This window comes from Sodalis ligni, from assembly GCF_016865525.2.
GTDB classification, from domain to species: domain Bacteria; phylum Pseudomonadota; class Gammaproteobacteria; order Enterobacterales; family Enterobacteriaceae; genus Acerihabitans; species Acerihabitans ligni.
In genome coordinates this window covers 5,554,396-5,566,904 of the sequence record NZ_CP075169.1, presented here as the reverse complement: position 1 = coordinate 5,566,904, position 12,509 = coordinate 5,554,396, and the positions used below count along the sequence as shown (strand labels likewise).

General features: G+C 51.9%; 8 protein-coding genes and 2 pseudogenes. 4 read left to right on the top strand and 6 right to left on the bottom strand.

Features of this window, described 5'->3' with window-relative positions:
- Positions 1-2 precede the first annotated feature (2 nt).
- Positions 3-827 (bottom strand): helix-turn-helix domain-containing protein, encoded by an 825-nt coding sequence (locus GTU79_RS26010; RefSeq protein WP_214513515.1) that lies wholly within the window; start codon positions 825-827, stop codon positions 3-5.
- A 332-nt stretch (positions 828-1,159) separates the two neighbouring features.
- Between GTU79_RS26010 and GTU79_RS26005 the strand changes: the two are divergent.
- Both GTU79_RS26005 and GTU79_RS26000 read left to right on the top strand, forming a co-directional pair.
- A pseudogene (locus GTU79_RS26005) lies at positions 1,160-2,482 on the top strand (MFS transporter); the annotation flags it as partial.
- Positions 2,483-2,502: 20 nt separating this feature from the next.
- Complete coding sequence (locus tag GTU79_RS26000; protein ID WP_203520767.1) at positions 2,503-4,461, top strand: glycoside hydrolase family 127 protein; 1,959 nt, start codon at positions 2,503-2,505, stop codon at positions 4,459-4,461.
- Positions 4,462-4,494: 33 nt separating this feature from the next.
- On the opposite strand, the gene GTU79_RS25995 is transcribed toward GTU79_RS26000, so the two are convergent.
- A complete protein-coding gene (locus GTU79_RS25995; protein ID WP_203520769.1) occupies positions 4,495-5,388 on the bottom strand; it encodes a LysR family transcriptional regulator in 894 nt (297 codons plus the stop codon).
- 127 nt (positions 5,389-5,515) lie between these two features.
- Between GTU79_RS25995 and GTU79_RS25990 the strand changes: the two genes are divergently transcribed.
- Complete coding sequence (locus GTU79_RS25990; protein ID WP_132925130.1) at positions 5,516-6,256, top strand: SDR family oxidoreductase; 741 nt, start codon at positions 5,516-5,518, stop codon at positions 6,254-6,256.
- 42 nt (positions 6,257-6,298) lie between these two features.
- Positions 6,299-7,198, top strand: coding sequence for an SDR family oxidoreductase (locus GTU79_RS25985; RefSeq protein ID WP_203520771.1), 900 nt, complete (start codon positions 6,299-6,301; stop codon positions 7,196-7,198).
- A 70-nt stretch (positions 7,199-7,268) separates the two neighbouring features.
- Here GTU79_RS25985 and GTU79_RS25980 read toward each other — a convergent pair whose 3' ends face one another.
- From GTU79_RS25980 to GTU79_RS25965, 4 genes and pseudogenes are all read right to left on the bottom strand, one after another.
- Positions 7,269-8,507: a hypothetical protein gene (locus tag GTU79_RS25980; RefSeq protein WP_214513514.1), complete on the bottom strand. Its 1,239-nt coding sequence runs from the start codon at positions 8,505-8,507 to the stop codon at positions 7,269-7,271.
- 519 nt (positions 8,508-9,026) lie between these two features.
- Entirely contained in the window at positions 9,027-9,269 is a 243-nt protein-coding gene (locus GTU79_RS31680; RefSeq protein WP_420854205.1) for a type III secretion system chaperone, read from the bottom strand.
- 496 nt (positions 9,270-9,765) lie between these two features.
- A pseudogene (locus GTU79_RS25970) lies at positions 9,766-10,796 on the bottom strand (IS630 family transposase).
- A 256-nt stretch (positions 10,797-11,052) separates the two neighbouring features.
- Positions 11,053-12,369 carry a hypothetical protein gene (locus tag GTU79_RS25965; protein ID WP_214513513.1) on the bottom strand — a complete coding sequence of 439 codons (1,317 nt, stop codon included), beginning with the start codon at positions 12,367-12,369 and terminating at the stop codon, positions 11,053-11,055.
- Positions 12,370-12,509 lie beyond the last annotated feature (140 nt).

Sequence of the window (12,509 nt, the reverse complement as noted above, 5' to 3'; positions counted from 1 at the left end):
ATTCAAATTATGTCCGAATTGACATGTTCCTTGCAGTAGCGTTTTTTGTATTCCAGCGGGGTTAAACCAGTCAGCCGGCGGAAGAGACGCCGGAAGTAGGCGACATCCGGAAAGCCGCAGCGTTTCGCGATATCGGCAATGGCGCCGCAGTCGGCCACCAGCATTTTTTCAGCGTTGCCGATGCGCCGCCGGTGAATTGCCTCGGTGAGGGTCATGCGGAAGGTCATTTTAAATACACGCCCAAGATAATCGGCATTGCAAAATAACTGTGCCGCCAAACCAGAGGCGGTGAGAGGTAAATGAAACTGGGTGCCGATCAGCTGCTGCGCCTTCCAGGCCAATGCCATTCCCGGTTCCGCCGGTTCAGTGCTTTCGGTCCAGCCGTCCGCCACTTGCTGTAGCAGCAACAGCAGAACCAGCTCCAGAGAGGAGGGGGGTGAGCGATTTTCCTGTTCGCTGAGGAACAGTCTGAACAGCGTAATAAACCGGTGAGGATCGCGTATTTTACTGTATTGCGGTATGGGTAATTTCAATACGTACTGAATTGCGGGACGAGCGGCAATAATACCGAAATGCAGCCAGTAAAATTTTAAATCCGGCGGGAAATTGCCGATTCCCTCGTGTTTTCTCCCCGGCCATAATAAAAGTGATTCCCCGGCCTTGACATGAAAATCATGCTGGTCTTCCGAAATCGCTAATATCCCCTGCTCAACAAAAATCAGTTCGTAGGATTCCAGGATACGGGTGGGATGATGGCCCAATCCACGGGAAATAAACAGTCCGCCATTTTCAATCCTGATGGGGTAATTAACTGATATATCTAGCATAATTAATCACTTTTATCGCACAATTAATTAACATTAGCAAACATCGCCGGATATTTCAGCTTCTCTCTGCGCTCTATTGATCTGCTTCACAAATTTAAATTTATGTCGGAATCGTACCGTTTTTATGCCTTTTCCACACCTTGTTGCCTGGGGGCAGTGTGCGACTTTTAATCTCACGAAAATAAAAATATTTATATATTGCCTATTCAATATCTCAACCCTAAGGCATGCCAATAACTCGTTAGAAGCGAGGAGAATACTATGTCTACTACCTCTCTACCCAATACCGCCGACCAGGCCATTGCCGCCGGCGGCTATTTATCCATCCGCGAAAAATCGGCTATGGTTTAGGCGATGCGGGGGCACGGTAATCACCTGCCTTATCATGAATTTCCTGACATTTTTATACCGACATTTTCGGCCTTACCCCCGCGCTGGTGGGAACCCTGTTTATTGTCCTGCGGGTGGTGGACGCCGTGTCCGATCCCCTGATGGGGATGGTGGCGGACCGGACCGTCAGCCGATGGGGCCGTTTTCGTCCCTGGCAGCTGTGGATAGCGCTGCCCATCGGCATCATCGGCGTCCTGACCTTTACGGTGCCGGACGTCGGCCCCCATGTCAAAATTCTCTGGGCTTTTATCACCTATCTCATGCTGTCCATGAGTTATACCGCCATCAATGTGCCGTATTGCGCGCTGATCAATACCATGACCGGCGTTCACCGCGAGGTGATCTCCTGTCAGGCCTGGCGTTTCGTTCTGTGCGGTATTGCCGGGTTCCTGGTTTCCGTGGGTTTGCCCTGGCTGGTGGACAGCCTGGGGGGCGGTAATAACACCCAGGGCTATCAACGCGGGGTTGCCGTGCTCTGCGTTATCGCGGTGGCGATGTTTTTATGCTGCTTCTTCTGGGTGCGTGAACGGGTGCCCTTGACGGTAATGGGTAAATTTTCACCGCGGGAACATCTGCGGGGGCTGCGTCAAAACGACCAACTGTTACTGATGCTGCTGATGTCTTTTCTGCTGATCAATGTGTTCAATATCCGCGGCGGCGGCTATATGTATTTTATTACCTATGTCCTGCACGGCGGGCCCGGCTATGCGTCGCTGTTTTTTACCGCCGTCACGGTGGCCTCCATTATCGGCGCCGTGATCGTCAATGGATTATCCCGGCGTATCGATACGGTCAGACTGTATTATTACACCAATATCATCTTGGCGATTTTGGGTATCCTGATGTGGTTCATTTCCACCGGGCCAGGCTCTCAATCTCTGTGGCTGGCGGTTATTTTCATTAACGATGTTATCCTCGGTTTTACCCTGACGCTGCATTTTTCCCTAATGGCGTTTGCCGATGATTATGGTTTCTGGAAAACCCGTATTCGTTCTTCCGGCATGAGCTTCGCCTTTAACCTGTTTTTTATCAAACTCGCCTGGGCATCCAGCGCCGGTATCATCAGCTTGGTCTTTATCTGGGTGGCTTATACCCCCGGCATCGGCAATCAAACGCCCGCGTCGCTGCACGGCATTCGGAGTATGGAAACCTTTTTGCCGGCGATGTTTCATTTATTACTGGCGGCGGCGCTGCGCTATTGCCGGCTGGATAACGCCCGTATGGCCGGTATAGCCAGCGATTTGCGGGATCGTCAGTTGTCATAAACCTGGATAAGGAAATAAAGATGAAAAAAACATCCGAAATCGACCTGCATCACATCCAACTGACGGACCCCTTTTGGCTGGGTTATCAGCGACTGGTCAGGGATGTGGTGTTGCCGTACCAGTGGGAAGCGTTGAACGATCGCGTCGCCGACGCGGAGCCCAGCCATGCGATTGAAAATTTTCGCATTGCGGCCGGACGCAGTCAGGGAGAGTTTTACGGTATGGTATTCCAGGACAGCGACGTGGCGAAATGGCTGGAGGCGGTGGCCTGGATGCTCTGCCGTCAGCCGGATGCCCAACTGGAACGCACCGCTGATGAAACCATTGAGCTGATAGCCGCCGCGCAGCAGCCCGACGGCTATCTGAACACCTACTTCACCGTTAAAGCGCCGGAACAGCGCTGGACCAACCTGGCGGAATGCCACGAGCTCTATTGCGCCGGACATATGATTGAGGCCGGCGTCGCTTATTATCGCGCCACCGGTAAGACTCGTTTGCTGAATGTGGTCTGCTGTCTGGCCGATCATATCAATCGTGTGTTCGGCCCCGGGCCGCAACAGCTGCACGGCTATCCTGGCCATCCGGAAATCGAGTTGGCGCTGATGGAATTGTATGACGCCACCGCCAATACCCGTTATCTCGCCCTGGCGCGTTATTTTATCGAACAGCGCGGTACCGAGCCCCATTTCTACGATCTGGAATATGAACGTCGCGGCCGCACATCCTACTGGCAAAATTACGGCACCGCCTGGATGGTGAAGGACAAGGCCTATAGCCAGGCGCATAAACCCATTGCGCTGCAGGAGACGGCGGTGGGCCATGCGGTAAGGTTTGTCTATCTCCTGGCCGGCGTCGCCCATCTGGCACGCATCGGCGGGGATGAAGAGAAGCGCCTTGCCTGCCGTCGTTTATGGGACAATATGACCCGGCGCCAGATGTACATAACCGGCGCTATCGGCGCTCAAAGCCACGGTGAGGCTTTTACCTCTGATTATGATCTGCCCAACGATACCGCCTACACCGAAAGCTGCGCCTCCATCGGCCTGATGATGTTCGCCCGGCGCATGCTGCAAATGGAGGCCGACGGCCAGTATGCGGATGTGATGGAGCGGGCGCTGTATAACACCGTGCTGGCGGGAATGGCCCTTGACGGCAAGCATTTTTTTTATGTCAACCCGCTGGAGGTCCATCCGGCCGCCATTAAGTGCAACCATATTTACGATCATGTGAAACCGGAACGCCAGCAGTGGTTCGGCTGTGCCTGCTGCCCGCCCAATATTGCCCGGCTACTGGGTTCGCTGGGCAATTATATTTACACCCAAACCGAGGATACCCTGTTCGTTAATCTCTACATCGGCAGCGAAGTGACGGTGCCGGCGGGGGGCGGCTCTCTGACGCTGCGGCAAACCGGTAATTATCCCTGGGACGACACCGTGGATTTGACAGTGACCAGCCGATCCTCGGCGCAGTACAGCCTGGCGCTGCGTTTACCGGGCTGGTGTCCGGCGCCTGTGGCGGTCTTGAACGGCGAGCCGGTTGAGATTCGCTCCCGCCAGGGATATGCCTATTTCACCCGGACCTGGTCGGAAGGAGACAGTATCCGGCTGACGTTGCCCATGCCGGTGCGCCGGGTCAGAAGCAATCCCCTGGTGCGCCAGAACCTGGGCAAAGTCGCCTTGCAACGAGGACCGTTGGTATACTGCCTTGAACAAGTCGATAACGGCGCCAATTTACATCAGCTGCGTTTGGCCGCCGGCAGCGATTTTTCCCTGGTGCCCGGCGAGGGTGTATTGGCGGGGAAAACAGTGATACAGGCCACGGGGGATAGCGTGCAAGATACCGATGCCGGACAACAGCCGCTCTATCGCTATGACGGCGAGCCTCCCCGGAGACGGTCGCGGCAACTGCTGTTTATCCCCTATTTCTGTTGGGCCAACCGCGGCGAAGGCGAAATGCGGATATGGATTGAGGAGGACTGAGGCGGTATAGCCGCCTTTCATTGAGGCCGAGGCTCAGCTATTGCGTCTGGCGAATTCTTGTCCTATCCAGTCGATAAACACCCGCACCCGGGGGGAGAGCTGGCGGTTGCGGGGGTAAAGCACCGACACCGGTATGGATGATGAAGTAAAGTCCGTCAGTAAAGGCACCAGAGTACCGCGGGCCAAATCGTCGCTGACATGGTAGCGGGGGACCTGGATAATGCCCAATCCCAGCCGTGCCGCCGTGACCATGCTCTCCGCGCCGGTGACGGATACCGCGGCGGGCAGCAGGTAGGGCCGGGATACGCCTTCGGCGCTGAACTCCAGCGGCATCAGCGCGCCGGTGGCCGAAGAGCGGAAACCCACCATGTGATGCCCCTCCAAATCCGTCGGCGAGGCCGGAAGGCCATAGCGTTTTACATATTCCGGCGCGGCGCAGGTGATTTCCGCCAATTCTCCCAACCGTCGCGCCACCATGTCGCTGTCTTTGAGCTTACCCACCCGCAGTACGCAGTCTATCCCTTCACGCACCAAATCCACCAGCCGGTCCCCTTCGCTCATGAAAAATTCGATATCCGGATACTGCTGCAAAAAAGCCGGCAGCCCCGGCAATAAAAAATGACGGGACAGTGTGCCGTGTACGTCTACCCGCAACAAGCCCTTGGGCTTGGCGCCGGCAAAGGCGGTCTCCGCATCCTCCACCGCCGCCAGGATCATCAGGCAGCGCTGATAATAGGCTTCACCATCTAGAGTCGGGTTGACGTGGCGCGTGGTGCGGTGCAGCAAACGCACCTTAAGCCGGGCTTCCAGCAGTTTTACCGCATCGGTGGCGGTGGAGCGGGGAACCCCCAGATCCTGCGCCGCCAGGGTAAAACTGCGCTGTTCCACCACCCGCGTAAAGATTTTCATCGCATCATATCTATCCAAGGTATTGTTCGCTATTTTCGCATGGTAATGACGAATAATAGGCAATTATGCGGCTAATAAAAAGGTCCATACTGTCTCTACCGGCCCACAATGGGTGTGCGGCCGCTAACATAGGCAGGAGAACAACATGAATCAATCAACGCAACGGGTAGCCATTATCACCGGCGCATCAAGAGGCATCGGCGCCGCGGTCGCGCAACGGCTGGCCCGCGACGGTCACGTCGTCATCATCAATTACGCCCGTCAGCAAGGGGAAGCGGATGCGCTGGTTAGCCGTATTGAACAGGCCGGCGGCCGCGCCCTGAGCGCTCAAGGGGACGTCAGCGACCCGGCAACCTTTACCAAGCTGTTTGACCGGGCGGACGAGGCTTTTGGCGGCGTGGATGTGCTGGTGAACAATGCCGGCATCATGAATCTGAGCAGCCTGGCCGACAGCAGCGACGACCTCTTCGACCGCCAGATGGCCATTAATCTCAAGGGCACTTTTAACGGCATGCGTGAAGCGGCCCGGCGTCTGCGCAACGGCGGCAGCATTGTCAACTTCTCCACCAGCGTGGTGGGTCTGCGGCTGGAAACCTACGGCGTTTATGCCGCCACCAAAGCGGCGGTGGAAACCCTGACCGCCATCCTGGCCAAAGAGCTGCGCGGCCGCTCAATCAATGTTAACGCCGTGGCGCCCGGACCCACCGGTACCGACCTGTTTTTGCAAGGCAAGCCCCAGGAAGTGATCGATCGCATGGCCAAAATGGCGCCGCTGGAAAGATTGGGTACGCCGGAAGATATCGCCGCCGTGGTGGCCTTCCTGGCCGGGCCCGACGGCAGTTGGATCAACGGCCAGGTATTACGTGCCAATGGCGGTTTGATTTAAGTTTTCAGACAATATTCTGATATTCATCTGCGAGGTTACATCATGAACCAAGTCATCGTTATTACCGGCGCTTCCAGCGGTTTCGGCGCCCTCACCGCACGCGCCCTGGCGGACGCCGGACATACCGTTTACGCCGGTATGCGTGAAACAACCGGGCGTAACGCCCCGCAGGTAGCTGATGTTAAACGTTACGCTGCCGAGAATAAGGTGGATTTGCGGGCGGTGGAACTGGATGTCGCTTCCGACGATTCGGTTGAGGCCGGCATAACCCGCATCATCGATGACTGCGGACGGTTGGATGTGGTTATCCATAATGCCGGTCATATGTCCTTCGGCCCGGCGGAAGCGTTTACCCCGGAACAGTATGCCCAGTTGTTTGATATCAATGTACTCAGCACTCAGCGGGTTAACCGCGCCGCTCTGCCGCAACTGCGCAAACAGGGACGAGGCCTGGTGGTCTGGATCTCCTCCAGCAGCGCCCGCGGCGGCACGCCCCCCTATCTTGCGCCGTACTTTGCCGCCAAGGCGGCCATGGATTCACTGGCCGTTTCCTACGCTTCAGAGTTGAGCCGCTGGGGCATTGAAACCACTATCATCGTACCGGGGGCCTTCACCAAGGGTACGAATCATTTCGCTCACTCAGGATCGCCGGCCGACCGGGCCCGCGCCGAGGAGTATCACCAGGGGCCCTATGCCGGATTGGCGGAACAAAGCCTGAAGGGGCTTTCAGCCCTGGAACCGGCCGATGCCGATGTTGCCGAGGTGGCGAAAGCCATTGTCAGCGTGGTGGATATGCCGTTTGGCACGAGACCTTTCCGCAGCCATATCGACCCTTCACAGGATGGTTGTGAAGTGGTCAACGGCGTGGCGGACCGGGTACGCACCGAACTGTTCCGGCGTATCGGACTGGAAGACCTGCTTACACCGCACATAAGTGAATAATCGCCGGTCCGGCTATTGTCTGATGCCGCTCTTTTTTGAACGGCATCGCAGCAGGAGCTGGTTGCAAGATTTAAGCAGAACTCTCCTGCAAATCTATCGGCATGGAGTTATGGCCGGTGGTCAGGGTGAGGTTAGGCGAAGCGTCGACTGTCCATTTGTCTTTTAAATCAATACGGGTATCTTTAATAGTTATAGTTTGATTTTCAAGACCTTTTTCATTGCACAACAGACGGATGTGAACGGTGGATGAAATACTTCCCGCATTTTCCCCGACCGGTTGCAGCACCGCTGTGGTCCGGCCGTAACGCGATATCGGCCAGGTAAGCGTAGCGTCTATATTGACCGCACTATCCTTATTGACGCTAAAGCTCACCTTCGGCTTGCCTATTTTCATCCATAAATTATCGGCATAAACAAGATCGGGTCGTTGGCGCTCGAACTGATCCAATAGCCGATTTTCCAGTGAATCGGCAATGCTGTCCGGGATTAAATATCGGGTTATTGCCAACATACTCATGGGATTGCCATCAACCATCAACGACAGCTTATGTAATTGTTGCCGCTGATGCTCCGTGAGCTCGCCCTGATGCTTGAAATAACTTTTGGCCGAATAAAGCGTTCTAGCGCCAAGATCCCTGATCCATAGACTATAATCCTGCTGGTTATCATTGATGTTGAGATCGATGCCTGACTTGAAAGAATCCAGGAAGGTTCCATCAAACATGGTCCCCTCATGTTCTGCCGGCATATGAACCGGAACCTTGAGTCCCTCACAATATTTCATTAAATCAACGGAGGGCGAGTGGAGACTCGAATGGTCCAGGATTATGAACTCCAGGCCGCCAGACCAATTTTGTGCGACCTTGATTTCCGCCGACGGCAATCGGGCCAAAAACCCCCTGAGTTCTTTGCATTGCTGTTGTAACGAAGTGCGAACGCCGTCCGGTAACGCGGCAAGATTAGCGTCAAGAATGTTTTCCTGTTTTGTCGCTTTGGCCGCAATAACAATATTGGCAAAATTCTTGGCCGTGATAGTTTCGGCTACCGCCAAATCACTCGGCCAACATTCGGTGAATAGATCGGTGGCTTTTTGCGTTCCCGGTGCAATGTTCAACGCTTTTTGCAGATTATCCAATTGCCGACAGACCTCGGTAGCAACAAAAATACCGGTCTTGAAGGTCGTTTCGGCGATTATCAATCCCAGGGGAGGATTGGGCAATAACGTGGAATCGGGCGCAAGGAACTGATGCAGTTTCCAGGCCGCCATATTATGCAGGTAAGATGTTTCTTGAAATTCAGTATTATCCAAAATGGCGCGTTTCAGGGCAGACATGAGCGGAGAAGAGAGTATCTTCCTCCGGTAAAACCCGAGAGAACGTTATCCAGAGCGAGTTTAAGGACATTTTCTCCTCCCTCTTGTTTTGCCAACGCCGCCAAGACTTTTCCAATGCATGGTCTTGCAGCAAAGAAGGGCCAAGGAATGAGATAATATCCGATGCCACCCGTCGAGCGAATACAGAGTGTCCTTTAGATTGCAATATTAGGTTAATCAGGGGCGCGACGCCTGTTTCCACCTGCTGAAGGGTGTTATCAAAATGATGCTACGACCCAAATTAACAATTTCGGCGCTACGCTTTCCTAATAGTTCATTATTAACGACCACGCCTTGCCCCAACGTAATCATATCCGAAACTATTTTTTGCCAGAGTGTCTCTATTGACAGAGCCGCCAGATATGCGGTTGACCAGGCTATTAAGAGTATTGCGTTTATCGATGGCCGAATACACAGCGATTCGCATGCCGAAAGCGGGATAGATACAGTTTTCATCTACCATTTCCTTTTAAAACGTTCCGCCGCCATCCGCGTTTCCTGAGGAGGTTTTAATGCGCTGGCGATATTGGGAAGATTTTCTTGCCAATACTGTACTTGGTCTACAAATGTTTCAATACGGTCCATGGCGTTTTCCGAAGTGCTCGACTCAAGATCCAGTGGGTAGAATAATAAAACCCGTTGTCCCCCCGCGTCATAGCCGAACCAGCAATGATGTGTTGCAAGGCCAAAAAGATGGATTTGCAGTAATGATGAGAAAAATCCTCAGGCAGGGAATGAAGTATCGGCATGACGGGAGAGAACAGATAAACCCATTTATCATGACGTTCTAGCGTGATATTGATATGCTGATCAAAACGAATAGTGCATCCGCCACTTTCTGTTGCATCATGAATATCTAAATGCGTATCAAGAGCAAGAGAGTTTAACAATTCTTCAAATGTCACAATGCTGCCTTTGTTCATAGGTTGTGGTTAACACCGCGTATCGCCTGGCAAAATCGCATTTCGCCGGTGTAAAGCGCCGTTTGGGTGAAGTATTAGATAAGTTGCATACATAAGGCATATGCATATAACATTGATTTTAAATAATTTAAATAATTTAAATAATTTAAATAATTTAAATAATAAGTATAAACAATCAAGTTATTTATAGTGTTAATTATATTCCTGATTATTAGATCATAAAATGGTGATTACTTTAAAAAATGCTCATCCACGCTAAATAACTGCGCCTATTACCGCTCCACTTTTGTTAGTCCAGGTTTGTTGCCTGGGAAAGGTGATGCGGTTTTCATAAATTGTCTGACATTTTTAGTAACTCCCACATTGTTTTACAGTGATGATTGCGGGTCACCGTTTCGTGTAATGCTAACCATAAGAGCTCTATTTTGTTCACCCATGGCGAGTAAATCGGCTGATAAATAAGAATAAATTTTGGATTCTTCTTCAACCACTTCAATGTCTTTTACTTTTGTGAATGATGTAATTATCGACAATAAGGGTGATCGTTTTGGCGCTGCGATACGTGCTTTTCAGCTGGCATAGCATATCGATGAACAAGCCTGAGTTTTACGTGTTCCACTCACGTAATCCACTCTGCCCGTTCCAGCATGCAGCGCACCTGCAAGGTAATGTTTTCATTTTACCCGGCGTAGGGATGCGTTTCTGCTGACCTTTTTCTGCCAGTCCGCGCCGATTTTGGGTTGAGATCGATATCAACTTCATCCTCGTAAAACACGGGATGTTCAGCACTGTTCTTTGCCAATGCCTCATCAATTGCAGCCAGCTTTTCTTCCCTGTGAGGATCCCGAATATGCAAGGTCGGAGCTGCTCTGCGCCAGACAATGCCGGCTCCTGGCAACCAACGGCGAAGTGAGCCAGGATGCAACGTAGAGTTAAATAACTTATTAATTTCAATCGTTAACATCTCGGTACTCCAGCGTGAGCGCAGATAGCCAAAATCTTGCGGGGAGCGCTGAACAAGCAAATTGAGCATTCGCAGCATGGCGTCGACAGGCCATTTTTTTTGACGGCCCGGTGGCAGACTTTTCAGGCCTTCAATACCAAATAACGTGAACCAATTAATCCAGCGTCCGACGGAAGAACGGGCGGCACATAGGGTTTTAGCAACGCAAGTCAGCGATTCACCCCGGTGCAACATCAACATGGCGATAAGGCGTCTGGCATGATTCTTATCTGCCGTTTTCTGGACAATTTTTTGCATCTGGCGTCGTTCATTTCTGGGTATGGGTGCTATGATCGGCATAACTCAGTCCGGTTGGTGATTTGTGATGTTTGGCGATTGATCAGATCGCTCAAACCGGATTGAGTTCCCTTCGGTGATCTACTATTAGGCGCAGTTATTTAGCGTGACAATGTTTTTTTTTCAACGAAGAGGCAAGGCTTGGTTTGGTAGCAAACGAGACTCAGGGTGCCGGCAAAGCCGTCCCCCTGGCATTGAGGAGCGTTCGGGCGCCATGTCCTGAAACGAGGGCGTTGAACGCCTCGCTTGGCATGGACATTCAACTAATGTATGGCCATATCGGCCGCGTGCCGCTGGCGGCAAGGGACGGCATGGGATAAATGGTCTCGGCCAGCTGTTGGAACCGCTCAACGGAAAGCAGGAGGTCAAAATAACATTGCAGGTAATATTCATCTCCTTCTGAAATATAACCCTGATATTCTTTAAGGATATGATACAGTTTTTCTTCCGACTCTTTATCCATCCGATATTGTCCGATGAATTCATAAAAATTCATATCACGAATGACCAGACGCGCGAGATCGCTGAAAATTGCCGGCAGCAATCCAACATTCCTTTTGATACGTGCATTATTGAGCGATGTTCTGATAGTGATGAGCATTTCAACCATATCGGCGAGATGTTTTATTTTCCTGTTATCGCGGTAATCTTCCTTAGCCAGTGGTGTATCTGCCGGCATATGCAACGGATCCCCCAATTCCTGTGCCGCCGGCGAAAAGCGGGTAAACCATTGGGGCTGGCGCTGCCTGATGCCGTCTGTGGCCAGGTAAGGACATAATTGAACATCCAGTCTCAGATCATTGGCCAAAATCTGTCCCCGAAGAGATACCGCTGCAAAACCATCAAATAAGGTGATTAACTCGATGCATTCTACCTCTGCGATATCGGGAAACTGGCTGTTGGCATAAAACATGCCGCGGATAATATGCGCCATTTCCCGGCTGGCCACTGGATAGATGTTTTGAGAGACAGCCTCCATTTTGAGCGTCAGCAATGAGCTGTTCGGCGACGCGAACAGTGTCCAGTTGTCCTGGGTCAACATTCTTTCCCTCGAGGCATAGACAATTTCCTCGGAGGGTTCTCTGTCCCCCTCAGGTTTCGTGGCAAAACTTTTTAGCGCTAATTTATCCAGCATCAGGGTTTCATTTGCCGGAGCGTTAACGGGATTACCCGTTAAAACGGTATATTGCTCATTCGTACCTCTCATGGCAAGCTTGCCTTCGTCAAACGTGCCCATTTCTTCGGCTACGATAATCGAGGGTCCGGATTCGAACAGCGGATCGAATAAATTATTACCTACGCCTGCGAAGCGGCCCTCTCCGACGCTAATTAATAAATGGCTTAGGAAAACATCATCGTAATATAGACCCAGCAGTTTGCCCGGTTTTAGTTTTAACAGATCGGTACTATCAATCAGCTCCAGAATGGAAGACATATATGATTGCGCAGGATAATTTTGGCCGAAGGCCAGCGTGACTCTTTGCTGCATCTCGTTTGCATCACGTGCATCGAGAACCTTCGCTTCCTTCAATATTAAAAAAGGAAAGGTCACATTCAGATTATAATCTGTTTGCATGCGGTGATGATGATTATATGAAGAGATCATGGTCCGTGCGGCTGATAAAATTGATGAGTCTGCGTCCAAAATATTGGAAGGTTCTTTTTAACATATCGATAATAATATTTTATCGCAACGGTTTTATACCATATAGGCTC